18 protein-coding genes are annotated in these 26,912 nt (G+C 38.8%); 11 read left to right on the top strand and 7 right to left on the bottom strand.

The genetic code is table 11. From position 1 onward, the window contains the following. Nucleotides 1-6: 6 nt before the first annotated feature. The 3 genes from WA338_RS07125 to WA338_RS07115 are packed head-to-tail and all read right to left on the bottom strand — an operon-like array spanning nucleotide 7 to nucleotide 8,021. Nucleotides 7-3,315 carry a VCBS repeat-containing protein gene (locus tag WA338_RS07125; protein WP_272985882.1) on the bottom strand — a complete coding sequence of 1,103 codons (3,309 nt, stop codon included), beginning with the start codon at nucleotides 3,313-3,315 and terminating at the stop codon, nucleotides 7-9. Nucleotides 3,316-3,326: 11 nt separating this feature from the next. Continuing rightward, on the bottom strand, nucleotides 3,327-4,877 hold the full coding sequence (locus WA338_RS07120) for a RagB/SusD family nutrient uptake outer membrane protein (protein WP_272985883.1): 1,551 nt from the start codon (nucleotides 4,875-4,877) through the stop codon (nucleotides 3,327-3,329). A gap of 12 nt (nucleotides 4,878-4,889) precedes the next feature. Next, nucleotides 4,890-8,021, bottom strand: coding sequence for a SusC/RagA family TonB-linked outer membrane protein (locus WA338_RS07115; protein WP_009780690.1), 3,132 nt, complete (start codon nucleotides 8,019-8,021; stop codon nucleotides 4,890-4,892). 222 nt (nucleotides 8,022-8,243) lie between these two features. Between WA338_RS07115 and WA338_RS07110 the strand changes: the two genes are divergently transcribed. The 6 genes from WA338_RS07110 to WA338_RS07085 all read left to right on the top strand — a co-directional run bounded on the left by WA338_RS07110 (nucleotide 8,244) and on the right by WA338_RS07085 (nucleotide 13,470). After that, nucleotides 8,244-8,942 (top strand): NUDIX hydrolase, encoded by a 699-nt coding sequence (locus tag WA338_RS07110; RefSeq protein ID WP_009780692.1) that lies wholly within the window; start codon nucleotides 8,244-8,246, stop codon nucleotides 8,940-8,942. Between the two features lie 140 nt (nucleotides 8,943-9,082). Continuing rightward, the gene (locus tag WA338_RS07105; protein WP_009780693.1) at nucleotides 9,083-9,988 is read left to right on the top strand and encodes a MerR family transcriptional regulator; all 906 of its coding nucleotides are present in this window, start codon (nucleotides 9,083-9,085) and stop codon (nucleotides 9,986-9,988) included. A 5-nt stretch (nucleotides 9,989-9,993) separates the two neighbouring features. Then, complete coding sequence (locus tag WA338_RS07100) at nucleotides 9,994-11,454, top strand: phytoene desaturase family protein (protein ID WP_009780694.1); 1,461 nt, start codon at nucleotides 9,994-9,996, stop codon at nucleotides 11,452-11,454. Between the two features lie 9 nt (nucleotides 11,455-11,463). Next, nucleotides 11,464-12,303, top strand: coding sequence for a phytoene/squalene synthase family protein (locus WA338_RS07095; protein ID WP_009780695.1), 840 nt, complete (start codon nucleotides 11,464-11,466; stop codon nucleotides 12,301-12,303). A gap of 1 nt (nucleotide 12,304) precedes the next feature. Next, nucleotides 12,305-12,757: a sterol desaturase family protein gene (locus tag WA338_RS07090; protein ID WP_009780696.1), complete on the top strand. Its 453-nt coding sequence runs from the start codon at nucleotides 12,305-12,307 to the stop codon at nucleotides 12,755-12,757. Further along, the gene (locus tag WA338_RS07085) at nucleotides 12,754-13,470 is read left to right on the top strand and encodes a YqjF family protein (RefSeq protein ID WP_009780697.1); all 717 of its coding nucleotides are present in this window, start codon (nucleotides 12,754-12,756) and stop codon (nucleotides 13,468-13,470) included. The genes WA338_RS07090 and WA338_RS07085 overlap by 4 nt, the downstream gene beginning before the upstream one ends. A 2-nt stretch (nucleotides 13,471-13,472) precedes the next feature. On the opposite strand, the gene bshC is transcribed toward WA338_RS07085, so the two are convergent. Next, a complete protein-coding gene (gene bshC / locus WA338_RS07080) occupies nucleotides 13,473-15,077 on the bottom strand; it encodes a bacillithiol biosynthesis cysteine-adding enzyme BshC (RefSeq protein ID WP_009780698.1) in 1,605 nt (534 codons plus the stop codon). Nucleotides 15,078-15,343: 266 nt separating this feature from the next. Here bshC and WA338_RS07075 point away from each other — a divergent pair, with 266 nt between their 5' ends. The 4 genes from WA338_RS07075 to WA338_RS07060 all read left to right on the top strand — a co-directional run bounded on the left by WA338_RS07075 (nucleotide 15,344) and on the right by WA338_RS07060 (nucleotide 22,334). Beyond that, on the top strand, nucleotides 15,344-17,815 hold the full coding sequence (locus WA338_RS07075) for a M14 family metallopeptidase (protein WP_009780699.1): 2,472 nt from the start codon (nucleotides 15,344-15,346) through the stop codon (nucleotides 17,813-17,815). Nucleotide 17,816: 1 nt separating this feature from the next. Beyond that, nucleotides 17,817-18,389: a mechanosensitive ion channel domain-containing protein gene (locus WA338_RS07070; protein WP_009780700.1), complete on the top strand. Its 573-nt coding sequence runs from the start codon at nucleotides 17,817-17,819 to the stop codon at nucleotides 18,387-18,389. Nucleotides 18,390-18,392: 3 nt separating this feature from the next. After that, nucleotides 18,393-21,254: a M16 family metallopeptidase gene (locus WA338_RS07065; RefSeq protein ID WP_272985885.1), complete on the top strand. Its 2,862-nt coding sequence runs from the start codon at nucleotides 18,393-18,395 to the stop codon at nucleotides 21,252-21,254. 72 nt (nucleotides 21,255-21,326) lie between these two features. Continuing rightward, the gene (locus WA338_RS07060) at nucleotides 21,327-22,334 is read left to right on the top strand and encodes a carboxypeptidase-like regulatory domain-containing protein (RefSeq protein ID WP_272985886.1); all 1,008 of its coding nucleotides are present in this window, start codon (nucleotides 21,327-21,329) and stop codon (nucleotides 22,332-22,334) included. On the opposite strand, the gene WA338_RS07055 is transcribed toward WA338_RS07060, so the two are convergent. Then, entirely contained in the window at nucleotides 22,297-22,740 is a 444-nt protein-coding gene (locus tag WA338_RS07055; protein ID WP_272985887.1) for a hypothetical protein, read from the bottom strand. The genes WA338_RS07060 and WA338_RS07055 overlap by 38 nt on opposite strands. Before the next feature lie 33 nt (nucleotides 22,741-22,773). Next, entirely contained in the window at nucleotides 22,774-24,081 is a 1,308-nt protein-coding gene (rimO, locus tag WA338_RS07050) for a 30S ribosomal protein S12 methylthiotransferase RimO (RefSeq protein ID WP_272985888.1), read from the bottom strand. 83 nt (nucleotides 24,082-24,164) lie between these two features. Here rimO and WA338_RS07045 point away from each other — a divergent pair, with 83 nt between their 5' ends. After that, nucleotides 24,165-25,241 carry a serine hydrolase domain-containing protein gene (locus WA338_RS07045; protein WP_272985889.1) on the top strand — a complete coding sequence of 359 codons (1,077 nt, stop codon included), beginning with the start codon at nucleotides 24,165-24,167 and terminating at the stop codon, nucleotides 25,239-25,241. Here the strand turns inward: WA338_RS07045 and WA338_RS07040 are convergent, their stop codons facing one another. Next, nucleotides 25,242-26,885, bottom strand: coding sequence for an amidase family protein (locus tag WA338_RS07040; RefSeq protein ID WP_272985890.1), 1,644 nt, complete (start codon nucleotides 26,883-26,885; stop codon nucleotides 25,242-25,244). It abuts the gene before it with no gap. Nucleotides 26,886-26,912: the final 27 nt, after the last annotated feature.

Here is a 26,912-nt window from a genome sequence, read left to right as displayed (position 1 = left end):
ATTAAATTATTTGGTGTTTAAATTGTGTGTGTTTGTATTTTTAAATTTAAAGGTCGCTAAGGTTTCACCGTTGCGGCCAACAAGTATCAAGTTGCTGTCCTTTGTTGAAACTTTCACTATACTTTTTGAATCTCCTGCCACTGTAAAACCAGATTTTTCACGAGATACTTCTGTAAAATTTCCATCTTTGGTATTTATCAAAGTCGTACCGAATGAAGCATCATAGCGTCCTCCATTGACCTCGGCACTGTAATCATTACCCACGAGTAAAAGATCTGGAAATCCATCTTGGTTTAAGTCTTCGACTAGAATACTATTAACAGGTGCTAGCTGCACGGCATTTGGTAGTGGTAAAACTTCAAAACCCGTATCCTTTTGTTCTATAAAAATACTACGTAATTCTTTTGCTTCTAAGGTCTTGAAAGGAGTTTTTAAGAGCTGAAGCAACTCACTTGTGGTTGCTTGTGCAAATTTGTGATAATACAGGAAGTTCTTTTTCAATTGCGGCAACTGTTGGGTAAGTTGGTCTAACGTAGCTATTGGAAAATAAGCACCTTCCTCATACTTCGAGAAGATAGGATCTACATAGCCATTGTTATCAAAATCGGCATAATCAACCTTTAATGCTTTATTTTGACCAGAATTTAGCACGGTATTCAGCCCTATATTTCCTGCAACAAAATCTGTGTCTCCATCATTATCAAAGTCGGCTACTGCGATACTGTTCCATAAACCTGTTGTTTCACTGAGTCCGAGTGTTTCTGTTCTATTTTCAAAGGTGCTGCCTGTATTCTCCAGTACAGTTATTGGCATAAATTCGCCTGCAAGAATGAGATCGATATTTCCGTCCTTGTTGTAATCACTAAAAGCAGCGTCAGTTACCATTCCCGCATTTTGAAGCAACGGACAAACCTCAGCCGTCACATCTACAAAATTTCCACCCTTATTTTTCAGAATATAACTCTCTGGTGTCGTCGGAAATTTCCCGGGAACGACGCGTCCTCCCACAAAAAGATCTACAAACCCATCGTTATCAAAATCTGCAGCTGCTACAGCATATGTGCTCGTAAGCATCTCCGGCAGTGGCTGCGCTACAAAACCTGAAGCGGTATTGAAATACAAGCGATCTTGATAAGCCTTGTGACCGGCATAGCGCTCAGATCCACCGCTGGTGACATAAAGATCTAATTTACCGTCATTGTTTGCATCAAAAATAACAGCCTCCCCATCTTCAAAAAGTTCTGTTTCCGGGAGTTCTTGCTTTTTAAAAGTGTAATCCTTTTGTTGATATAAAATAGTAGAATTTTCACCGTAGCTTCCGCCGATGAATACATCTTCGAGACCATCTCCGTTTAAATCTCCTACTGCCAGACTTGGACCTTGCTCTGAGTATTTATGCATAAGCAAAGGTTGTGTAGCATAATCGTTATTGAAACGGTCTTTATGCTCATAATCAATGGCTTCAACACGCGTTAAAAAACTAGCTTGATCAGTTGTATCTTGAGGAATATAATTTGCCTCATCATAAGATACTGTCAAGAGCCCATTGACTTTAATATTGCGTTCAATAGACTTTTTACCATCTGGCCATTGCACGATCAAACTGTCTATAGTTCTATGATCTTTCAATCCGAAGTGTAAGGTAGTACTCACCGTACTTTGAAAACCGCGCACCGGATTATTGACTCTTATCCTTTCAGTACTGCCTGAATAAACACGTACAGTTGCGCCAATTCCTTTTAAATTATTTTTTGAACCTTGTAGATCCACTTTTAAATAGTTAGTCTGCAGTCCTAAACTATCATTGAGGGTATTTTTATAAACAAAAGCCGGAGCGTTAATATTGCTTGCCATAAGGTCAAGATCCCCATCATTATCAAAATCGGCATACACCGCACCACTTGAAATAGAAGCTTCTTCAAAACCCCAGGCTTCAATATTTTTAGTAAATGACTGCCCATCTACATTTTTAAATGCATAGTTGGCTACTTTAATTGCCGGGCGTGTGGTTAGACAATCTTTAACTGCTTTTTGCAATTCACCACCACTACCAAAAGACGAACTTTTGCTTTCTCTGAATTTCACAAAATCCATATCGGTAATGTCTTTGCCAAAACCGTTTGTTATGTAAAGATCATTAAACCCATCGTTGTCAAAATCTGCAAGCAGTGGAGCCCAACTCCAATCTGTTTTATCTATACCGGCAAACTGACCTATCTCGCTATAGGTCCCGTCACCGTTATTATGCTGAAGCATATTACGCATATACTGATGCCCGTAGCCATAGCGCAAGGCAATCTGAAATATGTCGTAAGAATTTGCTCCAGACATTAATTTTCTTCGTTTTAAATCTTCGGGCAACATATCTACGGTAATTACATCTGTAAAACCGTCGTTATCAATATCTGCTACATCATTCCCCATAGAAAAGTGACTCATATGCCCAAAATATGTCAAGCCCTCTTCGTTAAATGTTCCATTTTGTTGATTTACATAGAGTAAATCTCTTGATAAGTAATCATTAGAAATATAAAGGTCTGGCCAGTTGTCGTTATTGGCATCTAATACCGAAACGCCTAATCCAAAACCTTCAAAAGTGATTCCGGCTTCTGCCGAAACATTTGTAAAAACCGGATGTCCCAGTTTCTCATTGTAATCATTGCGATATAAACGATCTGTGTTTCTTGCAGTTCCATTGGTCTGCATAGCTCTAACGCTAATCGCTGAATTTTCAAATCCACCACCGGTTAATAAATACATATCCAGATCTCCGTCCAGATCATAATCAAAGAATACGGCTTGAATGGATTCTCCCTGATCTGCCAAGCCATATTCTGCTGCAGCTTCAGTAAAAGTTAAATCTCCGTTATTAATGTAAAGCAGATTGGGGAACTCGCTTTTGTTCCCCATTCCGCCCACACTTAAATAAACATCATCATAACCATCCTGATTCACATCAATAACACTTACCCCGGTTGTCCACTTTCCGGAAGTATTTATACCAGAAGCAGACGTGATATCTTCAAACTTTAAAGCTCCTTTATTGAGATAAAGTTTACCCGAAGTAAGATTGCCACTGAAGAAAACATCAGGCAGGTTATCCTTATTAAAATCACCAACTCCTACTCCGCCTCCATTATAGAGATACTCATAATTGAGTATGTTGATCGAGTCGTTTGTGGTTATTGTATTCTCAAAATCAATACCTGTATAAGAAGCACTGAGACGCTCAAAGAGCGTCTCAGATTTTTTATTATCTGCACAAGAACTTACCACAAGGGCAAATACTAAAACAAATAGATTATTGATTTTCAACAGAAAGGATTTTATTGATTAGCTGAATTTCCTATCAAATTAGGGTTTCTATCTAGCTCATTCTGAGGAATAGGTTGAAACTTTCTATTTGATGAATAGGTAGCAAAATCAGAATCATTGTCCTGAAGCTCACTCAATTTTGCAGGATCATCTAAATAACCCCATCTTTTTATATCATACCAACGTAAACCTTCAATCGATAATTCAGTGATTCGCTCGTGATCTAACTGCTCCATAAATTGAGAAAGGTTATAACCTGCAAATTCTGCTTCACGATCCGGAAGATTCACGCGGTCTCTTACACGCTGAACTTGAGACGCCGCAAGAGGAATATTGCCTGTATTCGCTAAACATTCAGCATACATTAGCAAGACATCTGCAAAACGTATGATATGATAATTTATACCACAGGTAAAAGGATCTCCTCCTGTATTAGCCAACGTATACTTGGCAATGTAATTTTCATTTTGATCTAAGAAGAACTCTCTCCCATAAGCTTGAGTCAAACCTTCTTCTGGAAGATAAGATAAGATTGTAGCAGGATATCTTGGATCTATTTCGTCATCAACGGTTCTTTCTTGTTTCATTTCATTCACTAAGAATTGAGTAGGAAAGAAGTCATAAAAATCTGCTCCAGAATACGTAGGTGCGATTGCAGAAAACTGTCTCCAGTTGACCGTAGGGTCTCCACCCCAGTTAAAGTCAACGTTTTGACTTTGTGTAAATTCTGCCCAAAATATTCTACCCGGGTTAGCATTTTCTAGAGCCGGATCTTGAGAAAATAAATCCCCATAATTAGGCGCTAGATCATACACATTTGAATTTACAACTCTTTCAAAATACGGCAACGCTCCTTCGTAATCACCTTGATACAATTTAAGCTTACCCATTAATGAATTGGCAGCTCCCAAAGTAGCACGCGCATCCTGACCAAAATCTGGCCAAGAAGGATCATCGTAATTTACCGGTAGTCGCTCAATTGCCATATTTAAATCTGCCTCAACCTGTGCATATATATCTGCCTGGGTTGTTTCTTGATTTGAAGGGAAAAAACTTTCAGCTCCAGATTGTACCTCTAATACCAGAGGGACATTATCAAAAATATTAGTAGCATTAAAATAGGTTAAAGCTCTTAAGAAATAAGCTTGTCCTATAAGACGTTCTCTAAGCTCCGGATCAATATCTTCGATACGGTCTATAGCCGCAAGCGCCTGATTGGCTCTATTGATTATAGTATAAAAACCTAAATACGCTATTTCTACAGCTCCATCTGTAGGTGGAATTGTAAAATTAGCAGTCCCGATCAAAAAAGCCCACGGACTTCTTGATCTTGTTTCATCTCCTCTGGCATCATTAATTGCCGGGATCATTCTCTGATAATTCCCGTCAATGATAAGCCCATTATAAATAGCATCTACTGTAGCCTGGGCTTCTGCTTCGGTCTGATAATATTCTTCCTCAGCAAGCCTGTTTGTGTTCTCGATGTCTAGTTGATCATCACAAGAAATAAATGCGGTGATACCAACTACAAGAAACAATGATTTTATAAAATTTGTTTTCATTTTTCTAAGCTTTTAAAATTTTAATTGAACCCCTAACATGGTTGTCATAGGTCTTGGATAGGTACCAAAATCAAAACCAGGATTTAAGACACCAGCTTGAAAATCTGGATTATATCCTTTGTATTTTGAAAGAACAGCAACATTCTGCAAAGTCACATAAAACCTTGCGCTAGACATTGAAATTTTACTGATAAAATCATTAGGAAGACTGTATCCTAAAGAAATCGTATTGATTCTAAAGTAATCTCCGTCTTGTAACCATCCCGGTCTGTTAGAGTTTCGGCCATTTTGGTTAGGATCTCCAAACACTACTCGTGGCACAGTGGTATTGGTATTATCTGGCGTCCAACGATTTAAAATATCCTCGTGCCAGTTAGTATATCCAGAAGTAGGCATTAGACCGCGATATAAGTTACTGTTGATCAAGTTACCTCCACTTCCTTGTCCGAAAATGGTAAAGTCAAAGTTTTTATATCTGGCCGTAATATTGATCCCGTAATAATAGGTTGGCAAGCCCTGACCTAAGAAGGTACGGTCTGCATCATTAATTACGCCATCAGGAGTTCCGTCAGGTCCGCTTATATCTCTAAATTTGATATCTCCAGGACGTGTACCAGGCTGTTGCGTTGGTGAATTTGCTATTTCATCATTTGTTTGAAATATACCGTCATACACCCAACCATAATGTTCACCTAAAGAACGACCAACGATATTTCTCGAGCCTGTACCGCTAATAAAATCTTGGTTACCTATATCTAGTATTTCATTCTTTACGGTATAGAAGTTTGGAGCGATTTCAAATGAGAAATCATCACCAATGAACTGTCTGTAAACCGCAGATAATTCTATACCTGAGTTTCTAATAGATCCTGCATTTGACAAAATCTCAGAGTTAAATGCACCCACAATATTTGTAAAAGGAACCGGAATATTTACCAAAACGTCTTCTGAAGTGTTTCTGTAGTATTCTGCTGTAAAATCTAGACCTCCATTAAACAACGAAGCATCAAGACCAATACTGCTAGTTCTTCTGGTTTCCCATCTGATGTCCTCATCAATAAGTTGGGTTACAGCAGAACCAATAACCGTTGGACCTCCAGAAAATTGATAAGGAATACCTCTGTTAACAGTTCTTTGGAATAGGTAGTTTCCAATTTCTTGGTTACCTACTTCACCCCAACCACCTCTTAATTTAAGGCTTGTAATAAAGTCTGGTAATTCAAATTCATTGTGAATTTTCCAAGCAGCAGAAACCGATGGGAAAAATTCATAACGCACATCAGGGTTGAATCTTGACGAACCATCATATCGTATGTTACCTGTAAAGAAATACTTGTCATCAAAAGAGTAATTCACCCTTCCTAAATAAGAATACAAAGCAGACTCCTGAATATTGTCAAAAACACTAAAGTCTGTAGCGTTTTCCAAGTTCTTGATATAAGGCGCTGTCAAACCTCCACCTACTGTTGTAATGGCTCTAAAATTATCTTTTTGATACGTTTGCCCTACTAATACAGATAGGTTGTGCTTGTCAAATTCCTTGTTGAAGTTAATCGTGTTTTCGATCAAAAATCGATCTATGTTAGTATTAACCACACGTAACTGCGCCAATGGATTTGGGAAAAAATACCCCAAGTCATATTCCGGAACAAATAATTGCCCTTCAATATTAGTTGTGTTATAAGATGCACTAGACTTTAGAGCTAAACCTTCGATTGGTTCAAATTGCAAATACAAATTGGCATTTAATCTATTTACCTTAGATTCATTCTCAACTAATGTATTTATACCTGGTACGTTAAGCGTGATAGACTGATGTACGGTTGCATCTGCACCTCCAAATCCTCCTAAACGATTTGGATCTCTTAATGGTATAGTTGGCGCTGCTTGTAATAAGTCGTTCACTAATGTTGGTCTACCTCCAGGTAAATTGATAGAAGCAGTGTTGAATAAAGGATTTTCGTCTGAACGCACAAAGAACATATTCTCACCAATAGTAAATTTACCAACTTCAGCTTCAGTATTTACTCTAAAAGAGTAGCGTGTATAATTTGGACCTTGTCCTACTAACGTTCCTTGGTTGTCTAAGTAATCGAGAGAGACAAAATAGGTTGTGTTCTCAGTACCACCGGCAGCATTAAGGTTATGATTCTGAATAAAACCTGAAGTATAACCTTCATCTTGCCAATCTGTATTAATATCATCTATAAAACTTGGCGAGTTAGGATCATTCCCTAAAGGAATTGGTGTTAATGCTGCACCAGCAGGAAGTTGTGCATTACCATTATTAATCAACTCTCTATTGATAGTCTGATATCCTTCTCTATCAAGAAGCGGAAGCTTCTGCGTGATGTTCTGAACACCATAGTAAGATGAAAGATTAAAGGTGAGTTTTTGTCCTTTTTTTCCACCCTTAGTGGTAATAATGATAACACCATTACCTGCTCTGTTACCATAAATAGCACCTGCAGATGCATCTTTCAATACCTGAATTGACTCGATATCGTTAGGGTTAACATCTCTAATCCCGTCTACAGGAACGCCATCAACAACATATAAAGGCTCTGCACTCGCGCCTATACCAAAAGTTGCCACACCTCTAATACGAACACTAGGAGCTGCACCTGGCTGACCATCACTGGTAATAGTTACACCAGCAACACGACCTTGCATCATTTGAGTCACATCATTTGAGGCTTGCTTGGTCATTTCCTCAGTATCTACAACGCTCACGGCACCGGTTAGATCTGACTTTCGCTGTGTACCATATCCAACTACAACGACTTCGTCAAGATTTGACAAAGCTTCTTCGAGGGTAACGGTAAGCGAGGTTTGATCCCCTACAGTAATGCGTTGTTCTTGAAATCCAAGGTAGGTAAACACTAATACATCGTTTGCGCTAGCTTGAATAGAAAAATTACCGTCAAAATCGGTAACAGCACCGGTAGTAGTCCCCTCTACAAGAACGTTTACTCCGGGAATAGGCATATTACCATTTGAAGACAGGACAGTACCTGTAATGGTCTTGCTTTCTTGTGCTTGAGCACTCACCAAAGGTGCTAAAACAACTGCGAGAAGAAATATCCCTTTCTTAAAGAGAAATTTAAAAACGCAAAGACAATCATAAAGTTTGTTTTGCTTCATGTTAATAAAAGTTTAAAGTTAATTATAAGTGTGTATTTTACATTTCCAAATGTAAGTAAAGATATCTCAATCAAACAAATTTATTTTAAGGAAATTTTAAACATTGTTTATATTTTTTCTGTTTTCGGTAATTCGATATCGATTTTTATTATTGTATTATTAACATTTATTTTATTTTTACCCTTAAATCATATCTTTACTTTTATTCTATAGCGTTCCAAAATGACTGATGTTCTTAATAATTACAATTCTGAAGACAAAGTACTTCTTGCCGTAGATTGTATCATTTTTGGATTTGACCAGGAAGACTTAAAAATCTTGTTGGTTAAGCGGGATTTTGAACCCGAAAAAGGCAAATGGTCTTTGATAGGTGGATTTCTAAAAAGAACAGAAACACTTGACGACGCTGCCAACCGCATTTTGCACCATCTTACAGGTATTGATAAAATCTACATGGAGCAGCTTTACAACTTTAGTAAGGTAGATCGTGATCCGGCTGAACGTACACTTTCTGTTGCTTATTATGCGCTTATCAATATAGAAGACCACGACAAAGATTTGATTGAACAATATTCTGCAAAATGGTTCAGTATAGACAAAGCTCCGTCGCTCATCTTTGACCATGATGCGATGGTAAACAAGGCGATCTTAAGATTACGCAGACGTGCAATTTCAAAACCTATCGGTTTTGAATTACTTCCAGAAAAATTTACGATGCGCCAGCTACAGAAACTTTATGAGTCCATTCTTAATGAAAAACTAGATAAGCGTAACTTTATCAATAAAGTTAATGGTCTCGATGTCCTCGTTAAGCTTGAAGAGAAAGACATGTCTTCTTCCAGAAAAGGCTCGTATCTCTATCAATTTGATAAAGAAAAATACGATCGTAATGTAGAAGACGGCATTACATTTAAAATTTAGTCTCCATTTATATTCAACTTTCCTCGCTGTTTTTTGACTTTCTTAAAGCAATGCTAAAGTTTTCGTTTTGTTGAAGTTTTTACAAATTCTATTAAACAAAACTGTACTTTTGATATTATAAGATTTAGTCAAAAGACATTATGAATACGGTAAAATCAACGTTTAGCATCAAAGACCTAGAAAGTTTTGGTGGCATAAAAGCCCATACGATTAGAATGTGGGAACGTCGATACAACCTTTTAGAACCGGAGCGAACTCCTACCAACATTCGCACCTATTCTCTCGAAGATCTTCAAAAATTGCTCAACGTGACCTTCTTACTGGATCACAATTTTAAAATTTCGAAGATTGCAAAAAACTCGAGTGATGAAATCGCTTCTTTAGTTGCAGAAATTGTTGAAGAGAAAGATCTGGGAACTAATCATCACGCAATCAATTCGTTTAACATCGCGATGATGAATTTCGATCAGCGCTTGTTTTCTCAGACCTATAATCAATTGCGAAAAACCCTTGATTTTAGGTCCGTATTTTTTGAGGTTTTCATTCCGCTTTTAGAAAAAATCGGGCTTTTATGGCAGGCCGGAGTTGTTAATCCTGCACACGAGCATTTCATTTCAAATCTTATTAAACAGAAGATTTTGATCAATCTTGATGCCTGTTCAGAAACAACTTCAAAAGAGACTGACAAGATATTTATTTTGTTTCTCCCTGAAAATGAAATTCACGATTTGGGATTGATGTTCCTCAATTATGAGCTTGAATCCAGAGGTTATAAGTGTGTTTATCTGGGACAGAATATGCACATTGAAAATCTGAAATACATCGTAAACACACAGCACAATCCACACTTCATTTCCTATCTTACGGTAAATCCTTGTGATACAAGCGTAAAACAGTTTGCTGAAGATTTTAACAAAACGATTGAAGAAGAAAATATCCCCTTATATCTAATGGGAAGAATTGTTCAGAAAGTTGATCAAAAAGAACTTCCTGCTAATGTTCAAATTTTAAAAACTATAGACGCTTTAACTGCGACGCTCAACTGATATTTATGCCAAAAAAAATCACCATACTAGGATCTGGATTTTCTTCACTTGCCGCTGCAAGTTATCTGGCGCAAGCCGGTCACGAGGTTCACGTCTATGAGAAAAACAGCAGTTTAGGAGGGAGAGCCAGACAATATAAACGAGACGGATTCACGTTTGATATGGGGCCGTCCTGGTATTGGATGCCTGATGTTTTTGATAGGTTTTTTGCAGATTTTAATAAGAAGACCTCGGATTTTTATGCGTTAGAAAAGCTCAATCCTGCATACCGCGTTTACTTCGGTGAGAACGATTCGATACTTATCGAAGATTCTCTAGAAAAAATCAAAAAGACTTTTGAAGCTATTGAGCCCGGAAGTGCACAAAAGCTTCAGGAATTTATAGATGATGCGGCAGATCATTATGAGGTTGCCATTAAAGACTTAGTATATCGTCCGGGCGTCTCTCCTCTAGAACTTGTTACTCCGGCAACGATCAAAAGAATTGGAAGCTTTTTTAGTACGATTAGCAAAGATGTGCGTAAAGCTTTCAAAAACCCCAAATTAATTGAAATACTAGAATTTCCGGTGCTCTTTTTAGGTGCTAAGCCTAGCGACACCCCTTCCTTTTACAGTTTTATGAACTTTGCCGATTTTGGCATAGGCACCTTTCATCCACAAAAAGGAATGCACGCCGTCATTGAAGGTATGGTACAACTTGCCAAAGAATTAGGTGTGCATTTGTACACAGACAGTCCTGTAGAACGCATTTTAACCGAAAATAAAAAAGCTATTGGAGTTCAGATCAATGGAGAAGAAATTCTTTCTGACATCGTATTGAGCGGCGCAGATTATCACCATACAGAAACCTTACTTCCAGAAGCACTGCGTCAATATTCTGAAAGTTATTGGGATTCAAAGACATTTGCTCCATCTTCATTATTATTTTACGTAGGCTTTGATAAAAAATTAGAACGTGTTAATCATCATACGCTCTTTTTTGATACCGACTTTGAAAAGCATGCAGTTGAAATATACGACAAACCAAAGTGGCCAGAAGCCCCACTTTTCTATGCTAATTTCCCTTCGATAACCGATGCCAGTATGGCTCCCGAAGGAAAAGAAGCGGGATTCTTTCTTATACCCTTAGCTCCGGGAATTGAAGATTCTGAAGCACTTAGAGCGCAATATTTTGAAATTATAATGAACAGGCTTGAAAAGCTTACCGGACAAACGGTCAAAAAAAACATTATATTTAAAGAGTCCTTTTGTGTCAAAGACTTTGTAGAACAGTACAATTCATACAAGGGTAACGCTTACGGATTAGCAAATACGTTATTACAGACTGCGTTTTTAAGACCAAAATTAAAAAGTAAAAAGGTAGACAACTTATACTTTACAGGTCAGTTAACGGTTCCCGGTCCGGGAGTGCCTCCTGCACTGATTTCCGGTAAACTTGTGGCCGGTCTAATAACAAAAAATGACTAAGAAAAAGAAATGAAACAAATTTTTGACAATGTATCGCAAGCCTGTTCGGAAACGGTAACACGATCCTACAGCACATCATTTTCAACAGCAACCCGAATGCTGGCTCCCAGCATCAGACAACACATACATAACATTTATGGCTTTGTACGTTTTGCTGATGAGATCGTAGACACGTTTCATGCATATGATAAAGAAACGCTCTTCAATCGTTTTGAGCAGGATCTTGAAAATGCTCTAAATGATAAGATCAGTCTTAATCCTATTCTCAATTCATTTCAGTATACTTTTCATAAGTTCAAAATAGAAAAACACTTGGTTGATGCTTTTATGCACAGTATGCGACTCGATCTTTCTAAAAGCAAATACCTTACTCAGGAAGAGTATAATAACTATATCTACGGTTCTGCTGATGTCGTTGGACTTATGTGTCTCACAGTTTTTGTGAAAGGTGATCGTCAAAAATATGAAGAGCTTAAAGAAAGTGCGATGAGTTTAGGCTCTGCTTTTCAAAAAGTTAATTTCCTTAGGGATCTAAAAGCAGATTTTGAGGAGTTGAGTAGAACCTATTTTCCTAATACCGATCTCAACGAATTAGACGAAGTTTCAAAACAAAAAATTATTGAAGAAATTGAGGCAGATTTTGCAAAAGGTCTTTCGGGGATTTGTAAATTGCCTGTAGAAGCTAAATTTGGCGTCTACACGGCATACCGTTACTACCGAAAATTACTGAGTAAATTAAAAAGTACGCCTTCTTTAGAAATCAAAAATGCGCGCATACGTGTTCCTAATTATGTTAAGGCTTCACTTTTAGCACGCAGCTATGTAAAATACAGACTAAACCTAATTTAAAATGCAAACCCTTCTTTGGATCGTAGTTTTCCTGCTTACCTTCACGATTATGGAATTTATGGCTTGGTTTACCCATAAGTACGTCATGCACGGTTTTTTATGGGTGTTGCACCGCGATCATCACCATAAAGATCACGGCTCGTGGTGGGAGCGCAATGATTTTTTCTTCATCTTTTATGCGCTTATAAGTATAGGATGTTTTCTCCTGTGGCAATACGAAAATGTTTGGATAGGCTTGCCAATTGGTCTTGGTATCTTTGCTTACGGCTTTACCTATTTTATGGTTCACGATATCTTTATTCATCAGCGCTTTAAACTTTTTAGAAATGCCAATAACTGGTACGCCAAAGGCATTCGTCGCGCACACAAAATACATCACAAGCATTTAGGTAAAGAGGATGGAGAGTGTTTTGGAATGTTGCTTCCTCCTACAAAATACTTCAAAACTAAATGAGTTTTCTCACAGCATCTTGGAAGAAACTCTGCTTTGTCAATTATGCTATTGATCCGGCTATTTTAGAGCCTTATGTACCTGCGCACACCGAGCTTGATTTTTTTGAAGGTAAGTGCTATGTAAGTCTCGTAGGTTTTTTGTTTGATGATGTAAAACTGAAAGGAATTACCATCCCTTTTCATAAACGTTTTGAAGAGATTAATTTGCGTTTTTACGTCAAGCATTTTGACGGCTCTCAATGGAAACGCGGCACGGTATTCATTTCAGAAATTGTTGAAAAACCCGCTATTGCTTGGGTTGCTAATACACTGTATAATGAGAAATACAGCGTGCATAAAATGCACTATAAACACGATTTGACCGAAGAGGAAAATTTTATCAGCTATGGTCTGGATCTAGAAGAGAACTGGCAGCTTATTCAAGTTGCGACAAGCCCGGAACCCGAACCCTATGAGCAAGGAAGCATCACCCAATTTATTACCGAACATTTCTGGGGTTACAGCTACAAAACACCTACAACAAGCTGGGAATATGAAGTACGACATCCGCTATGGAAATCTTATAAAATCCTTGATCACGAAATCGTTTTCGACTTTGCAAAACTCTATGGAGATGATTTTCAAGACTTAACCACTGCTCAACCTGACAGTATTCAATGTATGGATGGTTCTGCGATAAGTATTGAAGGTAAAAAGTTGATCAAAGGCAATTAGAACTATTTTGAGAGAATCGTAAATCTATAATCTAACGGATCTAGCGCCTCGAACAAATCTTCAAGTAAACGATCTCCATACTCCAGGTAAAATTCAGAAAAATTGGTCGTACGCTCCTGCAAATTCTCTTGCGGAAACAATTCATTTTGTATAGCTACAAACCGCTTTACGTGATCGCTCAATTTTTTCTTTTGAGCTTTTAAAAGCCGTTTTTCTAAGTGTTCTAAACCTTTTAACTGTTTTACTTCCTGAGCTTTTACAGCACCAATAAAGGAAGCATCGGTTTCTTCTGCTATGTTATAAAGCGCTTCAAACTGACGTACTAAATGTTGTTTTTGAGGAGAAAAATCAATATCGATATTAGAAATCTTTCTGATCTTTCGGTTCACCAAGTCATTTTGATCAAGAAATAGATCGGCGATAGACAGGTCGAGTTTCTCTAATTTTTGTTGCTGCTTATCTGTGATGAGTAAGGCTGAATTGCGCAGCATCAACATTGGAAACTGCACTTCAACCTCATCAAAAAAGGTCTTTAACTCCAGCCAATATGCCAACTCTCCTCCTCCTCCAATGTAAGCCAAATTGGGAAGTATGACTTCTTGATATAATGGTCGCATAATCACATTGGGACTAAAACGCTCAGGATGATTCTCCAACTCTAAGAGCAACTCTTCTTTTGAAAATTTAAGTTCTGTGTCGTTAACAAAGAAGCTTCCTTCCTTTTCAATAATTCGCTCACGTAAGCCATCAGCCAGGTAAAACAGGTTGATCTCTCTAGCATTTACTTGAACTCCATAACCTGCTTTTTGCAAAGCTTCAGCTTGTTTTTGAACGGTATCAAATGCTTTTTGTTCAAGTAACTCCTGCTTCAGGTAAGGCATAAATACACGCTTCAAATCGGCATCGTTTCCATCAACGATAATCAATCCGTATGCTGCGAATAAGCTATTGGCTAAAAACCGGGTAGCTTCGGTTAAATTATCGTGCTTGAGATAAGCTTCTTCAAAAAGGGTACACAAGGATGTGCCCATTTTGGTCGTTCCAAATTCAGAACAAATAAGTTGGTAAACCTCGCTTAATCCTTCAGTTGAAAGTTCGCCTACAGCACCTTTATCATTATCCTGAATATCTGCTCTGTTCCATTTGATTTTCTTTCCGCGGAAATTAAAATAATTGATTTCCTCAAAATCGTGATCTTCGGTAGCCATCCAATATACCGGCACAAAATCTTGTTCAGGATAAGTTCTGCTTAATTGTTTGGCTAAATTGATCGTACTTACAATCTTGTATAAAAAATACAATGGCCCTGTAAATAAGTTAAGTTGATGTCCCGTGGTTACAGTAAACGTGTTGGGTAGTGCTAGCCGGTTTAGCGCATTATCTACGGCATCATGTAAATCAATATTTTTGTACTGATTTCGTACTGCCTTTACTAAAACTTCGCGGTTTTCCTCTGCAAATTGCTTTTGCTCGATCTGCTCCTTAAAATTTTCAAGATTCGGAAAATTGCCATAAAAAGATTTTAATGCATCTTTTTGTTCCAGATAATCACAAATAAGTTTAGAATAATAACCGGTCTCTTGATACGGAATATGATGTATAGACATTAACGTTCTTATTTAGGGTAAATAGCCTTAAAAATATAAGGTTAAATGAAATAGTTCTTATTTGGATTTTCCCGAATTGGGAATTTAATAAATTTTCAACCCAAATATTCAACGCATTCTTAAAGAATACTCGTTTAATTTCTAAAAATTTAAAACAAGCAAAAATAAGAGTCCTAGCGCGATGTGAGGCCCAAATTTACGTTAATTCAACGACAACACTTAGGTTCAATTTTAGTAGATTTACTGTTTACTAACCCTATTATTGTATGCAGAAATTTACCTTTTTCGTCGCTTTTATTTTCAGCAGCTTGTGCTTTGCTCAAGATGTTAAATCTCCGGAAGAATTTTTAGGTTATACCGTTGGAACTCAATTTTCAAGACACGCCGATGTGGTGGCCTATTTTGAGCATGTAGCTCAAAATTCTGATTGGGTAACTTATAAAGAATATGGTCGCACCAATGAACGCCGACCGCTCACCTACGCAATTGTTACTAGTCCGCAGAATCAAGCGAATATTGAAAGCATTCGTACCGATCACTTAAAAAACACAGGGATTCAAGAAGGAACAGCCAACCCCGATAAAGCAATCGTATGGCTTAGTTATAACGTGCACGGAAACGAGGCGAGCAGTACCGAAGCTTCTATGCTCACTTTATATGAACTCATTACCGAAAAAAAAGATTGGCTAGAAAATACGGTGGTTATTATTGATCCGTGTATCAATCCTGATGGTCGTGATCGCTATGCCAACTGGTACAATAAAGTAAAAGCTACACCTTACGATACCAATCCTAATGCTGCTGAGCACAACGAACCTTGGCCTGGCGGGCGTGCTAATCATTATTTATTTGACTTAAACCGCGATTGGGCTTGGGCTACGCAAAAAGAAACACAACAACGCTTAAAAGTCTATAACCGTTGGATGCCCCACATTCATGTTGATTTTCACGAACAAGGAATCAACAGTCCGTATTATTTTGCTCCGGCAGCCAAGCCATATCACGAGATCATTACTCCTTTCCAGTTTGAATTTCAGCAAGAAATAGGAACCAATCACGCCAAGTATTTTGATCAAAACGGCTGGTTATTCTTCACCCGCGAAGTTTTTGACCTCCTCTACCCGAGTTATGGCGATACCTACCCTACTTACACAGGAACCATTGGAATGACCTATGAGCAAGCCGGCGGTGGCCGCGCAGGTCTAGGGATTAAAAAAGCAGATGGAACTGTTTTAACCTTAGTAGACCGGGTGGCACATCACTTTACTACAGGAATTTCTACCGTAGAAATGGCTACCAACAACGTTGATCGTCTCAACACAGAATTCAAAAAATACTACAGCAATCCTGATGTAACCTACAAAACCTTCACCCTAACCGGCGAACAAGATCATCTTAATGCTTTAGCAAGCTTACTCGATGTACACGAAATAGAATATCAGCTAAGCGGAAACGGTACCAGTTCAGGATATGCTTACGACACCCAAGAAAACGGAAGTTTATCTTATGAACAAGCGTTGAGTGTGAGTACAGACCAACCTAAAGGTAAATTGGTTCATGTACTTTTTGAACCCGAAGCAGCACTTTCTACTCCGCTTACATATGACATCACTGCCTGGAGTTTACCTTATGCTTATGGTCTTAATGCGGTCGCTAGTACTAAGGCGGTAAATACTCAAGAAGCAGTAACTAAAACTCCAAAGCGAAACACCATCTCAAAGACTGCTGCAGGATACATTTCAAAATGGAACAGTATGACAGATGCTCGCTTTTTGAGTGCATTGCTTCAAGCTAAGATTAAAGTACGCTTTTCTGAAAAACCGTTTACAAACTCAGGAGTTGCATATCCAAGCGGCTCCTTGATTGTTACACGCAGTGACAATCCAAATGCTGATTTTGATACAAAGCTTATTGAAATTGCCAATGAATTTGATCGAACGCTTACCGCTGTTCCTACAAGTTTTGCTTCAGCCGGACCTGATTTTGGTTCATCTTCGGTAAAACTTATCAATAAAGCTAAAATTGGTTTGTTAACGGGAGAACAAACTTCATCTTTGAGTTATGGTGCCACGTGGCATTTCTTTGAGCAGCAATTAGAATATCCTGTTACCTCGATCAACGTTGATGATCTGGGTCGTGTTAATTTTAGTGATTATGATGTTTTGGTTTTTCCTAGCGGAAGATACCGCATCGACAATAATGTACTTGATCAACTAAAGTCTTGGGTGCGCAGCGGCGGAAACATCATTGCACTTGACAACGCGCTCAATGTTTTTGCTGATAAAGAAGGCTTTCAGCTAAAACGCATTCCATCTGAACAAAATGAAGACAGTCTTGCAGATAAAATTATCCCTTACGCTGATCGTGAGCAACAAATTGCTAAAAATTTGATAAGTGGAAGCATTTTTAAAACCAATGTAGATGCAACACATCCATTAGCTTTTGGATATGACGACACCTATTACAGTTTAAAAATAGGAAGCGACGCCTATGCGCTGCTAGACCGCGGTTACAACGTAGCGTATCTTGACGAAACTCCGCAGCGTGTATCAGGCTTTGCCGGCGCTGATGCTTTAAAGCATTTGAGCAACAGTCTTGTGTTTGGAGTAGAACCTATGGGACGCGGGACTATCACGTATATGGTAGACGACCCGTTGTTTAGAGCGTTCTGGGAAAACGGAAAACTCTTCTTTGTAAATGCACTGTTTTTAAATAACCCAAATACCTACAGAGACTAATTTGAATCCCATTGAATTAAAAATAATCGAATCGCTTGTACTTCTTCTAGTACTCGTGGTCATTCGTTACGTGGTTTCAAAACTTATCATTAGCCGTTACAAACGTGCAAATTTTGACATCACACGTAAGCAACTTACGATCAAAGTGCTCAACATTCTGTTTTTTATGATTTTGGGCTTGTGTCTTATTGTGGTGTGGGGACTTACGGGACAACAAGTTATTGCCGGGATAGGTTCGGTGATCACCTTGCTGGGAGTTGCCTTTTTTGCACAATGGTCTTTATTGAGCAATATCACTTCAGGTTTGATCCTGTTTTTCAACCATCCGTTAAAAATTGGAGATTATGTTGAGATCGTAGATAAAGATTTCCCGATGGCCGGTCGCGTAGAAAATATCACCTTATTTTTTCTGCACCTGCGGAATAAAGACAACCACGTTTACACATTAGCCAATACGATCGTAGCTCAAAAAACCATGCGCATTATGGAGCCTGAAGAGTTTTTTGAAGCGATCGAAAACGAAACCATTGAAGAAAATAAAAACACCCCTAGCGATAACAACGCTCAAGATTAATCTATGAAAAAAACTAAAGTATATCTATTGCTGTCTTTTTTGGCTTTAGCAGCTTGTAAAGGCAATGACCACAATTCTGATCAAGAATCGCAGCAAACTGAAACTGACTTTTCAGTAGCTTTTGAAGAGTATAAACTCGATAACGGTCTAACGGTTATTCTACACAAAGACACTTCAGATCCCGTCGTTGGTGTTGCGCTTACAGCCCACGTAGGTTCTGCCAGAGAAAAAGAAGGACGCACAGGTTTTGCGCATCTTTTTGAACATTTGCTCTTTTTAGAGTCAGAAAATTTAGGAAAAGGAGGCTTAGATCAATTAAGCGCACGTGTAGGTGGAAGCGGTGCCAATGGTTCTACCAACCGCGACCGAACCAACTATTTTCAGACAGTTCCTAGCGATGCGCTAGAAAAAATGATTTGGGCAGAGGCAGACAAGCTGGGTTATTTCATCAATACGGTAACCGAACCTGTTTTAGCTAAAGAAAAACAAGTCGTAAAAAACGAAAAACGTCAAAGCTATGACAACCGCCCTTACGGCCACCAGCGTTATGTAACGCATAAAAATTTATATCCCGCAGATCATCCTTACAACTGGCAAGTCATTGGTTCATTAGAAGATTTACAAAATGCAACCTTGCAAGACGTCAAAGATTTTTACAACCGCTGGTATGTTCCTAACAACGTCACGTTGACCATCGCCGGTGATTTTGATACCGCGCAAACCAAAGAATGGATCGAGAAATACTTTGGTGAAATTCCACGAGGCGAGGATGTAGAGGACTTACCCGTTCGTATTCCGCAACTTGCTGAATCAAAAAGTTTGTATTATGAAGATAATTTTGCGCGCTTGCCGCAACTTACGATGACTTGGCCTGCTCCTCCTGAATATACAAAAGACTCGTATGCGCTAGAAGTGCTCGCCGATTATCTCTCAAACGGAAAAAAAGCACCCTTAAATAAAATCCTTACCGATGAAATGCAACTGGCTAACAACCCGAGTTTACGTTATGGCGGTTCTGAGCTTGCCGGTGAGTTTACGCTAAGCGTGAGAGCCAATCCCGGTGTTGATCTCGATTCTGTAAAAGCAGGTGTTTACAAAGCTTTTGACGATTTTGAAAATGCAGGTATGTCACAAGATGATCTTGACCGCATCAAAGCAAAACAAGAAACACGCTTTTACAACAGTTTGAGCAGTGTTTTAGGTAAAGGATTTCAGTTGGCGCAATACCAAATTTTTGCAGGAGATCCCGGCTATATCAATGAAGACATCAAACAAATTCAGAATGTCACGATAGAAGACGTAAACCGAGTTTATGAGCAATACGTTCAGAATAAAAACTTTGTTGCGACGAGTTTTGTTCCTAAAGGGGATAAAGATCTGGCGTTAAGTGATGCAACAGAAGCCGAAGTTGTAGAAGAACAAATCGTTAATGGTGCCGAAGAAAGCTTTGATCCTTCTCTCGCAGCAGATTATGAGCGCACACCTTCTTCTTTTGATCGAAGCATTGAACCGCCATATGGTGCCAGCCCGCAGCTTAAAGTGCCTGAAGTTTGGAGCGAAGCACTTGATAACGGATTACACATTTACGGCGACACCAGCGACGAGGTTCCTCTAGTGAACTTTAGTCTCAGCGTCAAAGGAGGCCAACTTATAGAACCCAAAGACCAAAGCGGTGTCGCATATCTTACGGCTAATTTACTCACGAAGGGAACTCAGGATAAGACTATTGCTGCGTTAGAAGAAGCTTTAGATTTATTGGGAGCTTCAGTTTATGCATACGCCGGTCAAGAAGCGCTAACGCTTAGCGGAAGTACGCTTGCGCGGAATTTTGATGAAACCATGCAAATTGTTGCTGAGATTTTACTTCAGCCTAGATGGGACAAAGCAGAGTTTGAACTTCAGAAAAAGGAATTACTTACGCGCCTTGAGCAGCAAAAAGCAGACCCGGGAAGTATTGCAAATCTTGCGTTCTCAAAAGCTATTTATGGTACCGATCATCAGTTGGCTAAAAACATTCTAGGAACTACAGAAAGTGTTGAAGCACTTACGCTCGAGGATGTAAAAGCCTTCTATAACAATCTTGTTCCCAACTTGAGTGATCTCGAATTGGTAGGTGCTGTTGATCTTGATCAGGTAAAAGACGCTATCGCACCGCTTGCAACCAACTGGAAAGCAAAAGATGTTGAAGTTACTATGCCTTCGGTAGAAGCTAATCTTGACCGTGGCAAAATCTATTTTATAGACATTCCTAACGCTAAGCAATCCCAATTGCGCTTTGGTTATGTTGCCCTAGCCGCGACAGATCCAGAATTTCTGCCTGCACAAATGATGAACTATCGCTTAGGTGGTGGTGGTTTTGCAAGTGAGCTTACTCAAATGCTGCGTGAGACTAAAGGATACACCTATGGTGTGCGTTCGAGATTTGAGGGCACACAACTCCCCGGCCCTTTTCTTGTAACAAGTGGCGTTAGAAGTAACGTTACTGCAGAAAGCACTAAGCTTGTACGTGATATTATGAGTTCGTACGCACAAGATCTAAGCGCAGAAGACCTGGAACTTACTAAAGGGTATTTTATCAAAAGTGGTGCTCGTAGTTTTGAAACTCCCAGAGCAAAACTCAATTACCTGAGCGAGATCGCTACCTTAAACTATGAGCCGGATTATATTTTGAAACAACAAGAAACGATAAAATCAATCGAACTTGACGAACTCAAATCACTTGCTAAAAAATATGCTGATCCTTCAAAACTCATATATGTAATTGTAGGTGATGCTAAAACACAACTCAAAAAAGTTCAGGATTTAGGTCTTGACGTTGAATTGGTTGATCAAAATTTAGAGCCTCAAAAACCTCTTAAGAAATAAAGGCGAAAGTATTCTAATTAGAAAAACTATTATTGTAGTTTTATAACTATAATAATAGTTTTTTTTTGTTTTATGCGGTTTTGCTTGTTGCTTTTTATTTCACTTCATTGCTTTACACTTTCAAGCCAGCGAAAGCTAAAGGGTTACGTTTACAGTGCCAAAGATTCTACTGCGCTTGAAGCTGTAAGTATCTATTTTGACGGTACCACCATTGGAACCATCACCAATCAAAACGGGCATTACAGTATTCCTGTTCAAGAAGGAATAAAAAGTCCGCTAGTGATTACTATGATGGGCTTTGCGCCGGTTTATATCAACAATTATCAAAATTCTGATGGTAAGATGCCGGCTGTTTATCTTCAGGAAACTGCAGAGGAGCTTGATCAGGTTTTTCTGGAAACCGATCCCTGGACCAGAAAACGTAAACTGCATATTTTTAAAATGCAATTTCTAGGAAATTCTCCTGAAGCTTTTCAATGCAAAATACTCAATGAAGATGCCATAAAACTGCATTACAGTCCGTCAAAACTGAAGCTTACCGCCTGGGCCAATGAACCTCTAATTATTGAAAATAAACATCTGGGATATACCGTAAGGTATACTTTAAATGATTTTTATGCCAAATATGAAAAAAATCTGAGTGGCTTAGAACTTTTAAACATGGTGTACTATGAAGGGTTTAGCTTCTTTCAGGAATTAAATAAACGCACGCGTAAAAAATACATTAAAAGCCGGGAAGATTCTTATGCCGGCTCTACACTGCACTTTATGCGTTCTCTTGCTCAAAAGCAATTACACGAAAACGGTTTTAGGATTTTCTACGACAAGTTTGAGGCGCCACCCTATTTACATTTTGAGTTCAGAAAAGTACTAAACAAAACGTATGTAAAGTTGCTGAAAGAAAAGCTTAGCATCTTGTACGACAATGAGGAGCAATCTTCTATCCAAACAAAAGGAACCTTTGTTATTGACGCTTTTGGAAATCACACCCCGCCGAGTGCTATTATTATGGGTGGTGCGATGTCATCGCGCCGTTTTGCCTTTATGCTTCCGCTAGACTATAAGCTTCAGGCTGAGTAGCCTCTTCTTCTACAAAGTTTCTTCTAAAAACCTCTAGATCTTTTGTTTTAAAATAATCGAGATCTATCATTTCTCCATCGCCTAATCCTGCGTTAATGGTAAGACTCTTTTCAGTAAGTTTTATCGATTTTATAGCACTTCGCTTAAACTGAATAAACTTTGATTCCGGACTCTTGAAAGCCAGGATCTGAGAGTTCCATTTAATTACAGAAACATAAGTACCTTGATAAGCTCTGTAACCTATAGTTGTAACCATAATCAAACCTATAGCGACATAACTCCAAGATAATAACGAGGAAGATTCTCCTGTAAATTGAGGAATTATCCCCGCTGCGAAATAGATAATACCGTAAATTAAGAGCGCGTTACGCTGCTTTTTGTGTATTTGAGAAGTTATTTTATTCATTTCAATACATATTAACTTCCCTAAATATAAATCTTAATTGCTAACCGGCTCTGCGTAAAGATCAAAATCTTCGGCATCTGTTATCTTGACCCAAGTATATTCACCTGTTTTTAAATAGTGTTGTGTCGCATCAATAAGCACCTCATTATCCACATCTGGAGAATCAAATTCAGTACGACCTACAAAGTAATTTCCTTCCTTACGGTCGATCACAATACGATATTCTTTGCCTATTTTTTCTTGATTCAACTCCCAACTGATCTGCGATTGCAAAGCCATAATCTCATTGGCCCGTTCCATTTTTACTTCCTCAGGCACATCGTCTTCCAGATTGTAGGCGTGTGTATTTTCTTCGTGTGAATAGGTAAAGCAACCTAAACGCTCAAAACGCATTTCTTTAACCCAGTCACGTAATAATTCAAAATCTTCTTGAGTCTCACCGGGATAACCTACGATTAACGTAGTTCTAATTGCCATTTGCGGTACCTTCTCTCTAAAGGTTTTCAACAGTGCATTGGTCTTTTCATAAGTGGTACCGCGGCGCATCGACTTTAATAATTTAGTCGAAATGTGCTGTAACGGGATGTCGATATAATTACAGACTTTGGGCTCCTCGTTCATCACATCAAGTACATCCATCGGGAAACCGGTTGGAAAGGCGTAGTGCAAACGAATCCACTCAATTCCTTCAACCTTTACCAACTCGCGTAACAACTTGGCTAACGCACGCTCTTTGTACAAATCAAGACCATAATACGTTAAATCCTGAGCGATAAGAATCAGTTCTTTTATTCCGCTAGCGGCTAACTTTTCAGCCTCTGTCACCAGATGTTCAATTGGCGTACTTTTATGACCACCACGCATAAGCGGGATCGCACAAAACGAACACGGGCGATCGCAACCTTCAGCAATTTTTAGATACGCATAATTTTTAGGAGTCGTAGTCAAACGCTCTCCTATCAATTCGTGCTTATAATCTGCTCCTAAAGCTTTTAAAAGTCCGGGAAGCTCAGTAGTACCAAAATATTGATCTACATTAGGAATTTCCTTCTGCAAATCGGGTTTGTAACGTTCAGAAAGACATCCGGTTACAAATACCTTATCTACAATACCATCTTCTTTCTTTTGAACATACTCCAGAATCGTGTTTACCGACTCCTCCTTCGCATTGGCGATAAAACCACAGGTGTTGATCACCACTACATTTCCTTCCTCTTCGTGAACCACTTCTTTTTGGTTCGCCTTAAGCTGCCCCATCAATACTTCACTGTCATAAACGTTTTTTGAGCAACCTAAAGTCACCACGTTTATTTTATTCTTCTTAAGGGTTTTAGTACGCATAATGCTGTTGATTTTGGGGCGCAAAGATACGGTATTTTAAGGCTTTTATGTCCTAAATTAGAGGATTCTTAAACAGACTGAATATGAGAGCCTTATTTTTAATACACGTTTTACTGCTGTTTGTAGGCTGTTCTTCAAGCGACGAACCTGTAATGGTCCTTACACCAGAAGAGACGCGCTATTTTCCTCCGCTTAGCGGAACAACTTGGGACACAGTCGATCCTACAGATCTGGGCTGGAATACCTCAAATATTGCCGATTTAGAAGACTTTTTGATCGACACAAATACTGAAGCTTTTTTGATTTTAGAAAATGGGAAAATTGCTTTTGAAGCCTATTATAATGGAAAATCAAGTACTGACTTTTTTCCGTGGAATTCTGCAGGAAAAACACTCACCGCGTTTACTGTAGGCCTGGCACAGCAAGAAGGTTTTCTTGACCTTGAGGATCAAACAACTCAATATTTGGGTCGTGGCTGGACTGCTATGACCACAGAACAAGAAGATGCGATTCGCATCAAAAATCAATTGACGATGACTTCCGGAGGGGATTTCACTAATGAAAATACTGCTTGCTATGACCCGGAATGCTTAACATTTAAAGCAGTTCCCGGAACAGAATGGTATTATTATAACGCCTACTACACCTTATTACAACCGGTACTCGAAGCCGCAACTCCCAATGGCTTTGAAGCCTTTTTTGAAAACGAATTAAAGACTAAAATAGGTTTAGACGGACGTTGGGTAAGCTTAGGCTATAACAACGTATATTTTAGTACCGCTCGCAGTATGGCGCGGTTTGGGTTACTCAACTTGAATAAAGGAAAGTGGAACGATACTCAATTGCTGAATACTACCTATTGGGAAGCAATGACCACTACATCGCAAGAACTCAATCCTTCTTATGGTTACCTATGGTGGCTTAACGGAAAATCAAGTTTTAAACTTCCGGGTGCTACACAGTCTTTTAACGGTAAATTAATTCCTAATGCTCCTGATGATCTCATTGCCGGCTTAGGCGCCAATGATAAAAAGCTTTACGTGGTTCCCAGTAAGAATTTGGTTATCGTAAGACTAGGACCTGCAGCCTACGCTGAGGATTTAGGCCCTACATCTTATGATAATGATTTATGGGGTGTATTGAATGAAGTGCTTAATTAATTACTCATCAAAATCTATCGGTGTCTTACGTTTTTTAGAAATTTGCTCATAGGCATAGGCCAATTCTAAAAGTTGCGTTTCAGATAAAGTAGGAGCAATAAATGTCAATCCCATTGGTCGATTATTATCTTGATATCCCATAGGCACGGTGATCGCCGGATATTTTGCAACCGCGGCATATCCTGCCATGTAATTGTTTATAGATAACACAGCGTCCAGATCATTTGCTTGCATAGGTTCATCAAAAAAGAGTCTTCCGTTGCCTTCTAAGGTATCCTTGATCGCAGTGAATTCTTCAGTAGAAGCTGAATCTGCTAAAACACCGTAAAGCAGCTTTTGCCCATACGGCATACGCACAAGTGAATCTTTTTTGTTGTATGCCGTGATGTCGTTTAAGTCTTTTACTGAAAGTGATTTCGCTCCATACTTCGCGATATAATCAGGCAGATCCTTTTTCATATCCAAATTCAATACGCGTACAAATTGAGGTAAGTTTATCTCAGGACGCTCCAGTTCAACTAAAGTTGCTCCCGCTTCCTTTAAGGCTTGTACGGCTTGAATATACAAGGTGTCCTCATAACCTTTATAATATCCCAAACGCTTTTCGCTTAAGAAAGTTTCAGCATCTAAAGATTTTAAAGCTGAAATATAGTCTTGATTTTCCGCTTGAAGCGACACTGCTTTTGCATCATCAGCGTCCAGACCAATCATTGCCTGAAGCAAGATCGCATTATCAACAACCGTGCGCGTCATAGGTCCCGGTGTATCAAGCGTACTCGAAATAGGAACAATTCCTCCTCGAGACAGCAAACCGATTGTAGGTTTTAACCCCACAACTGAATTAGAACTCGAAGGAGAAAGAATAGAACCACTAGTTTCTGATCCTACCGCTGCAACCGCAAAATTAGCTGCCATAGAAACACCACTACCAGAACTTGAGCCACCCGTATCGTGTATTTTTCTTCCATAAGGATTTAAGGTTTGGCCTCCAACCGCAGAATAGCCACTTGGGCAGTCACCACAAAAGAAATACGCCCATTCACTTAAATTGGCTTTACCTAAAATAAGAGCGCCATTTTCTTTAAGCTTTTGGGTGATAAACGCATCTCCTGCATTATTATCCTCAAAAACCACGGCTCCGGCTGTCGTTGGCATATCAGATGCGTTGATATTATCTTTCAACAGAATAGGCATCCCATAAATGGAATAAGGATCTAAATCCTGCGGGCGTTTCTCATCCAACTCCCGAGCCTGATCTAAAATTTTAGGATTTAACGCGATAATCGAATTTAATGACAACTCATTTTCACGGTCGTATTTTTTAATTCGTGTTAAATAGAATAAAACCAACTCTTCATAGGTAAGCTTGCCTTGGGCAACAGCTTCCTGAATTTCGGGAATATTCTTTTCAAAAATTAAAGGCTTCAGTTTACTGTATTTTGTTTCAGTAAACATTTTGGTATCAAACTCAAAGGGTTTCCAGAGTGCTTCTGTATCCAGAACTTTGGAGTCTAAAACGGCATATTCCCGCTCTTCGGTTAATGCATTTGAATCTTGTGCAACGCTTTCGGCGTTTTCCTGTGTTGCTTCTTCTTTACAGGAAAAGAAGACAACAAATAAAGCTAAAAGTAAAAATTGTTTCATAGGGTTTATTTAAACTAAACCCCTAAA

Origin of the sequence: Leeuwenhoekiella sp. CH_XMU1409-2, from assembly GCF_037029365.1 — a bacterium.
In the GTDB taxonomy this organism is placed as follows: Bacteria; Bacteroidota; Bacteroidia; order Flavobacteriales; family Flavobacteriaceae; genus Leeuwenhoekiella; species Leeuwenhoekiella blandensis.
Note: the sequence above shows the minus strand (reverse complement) of the source record. Positions and strands in the feature narration are given on the sequence as shown.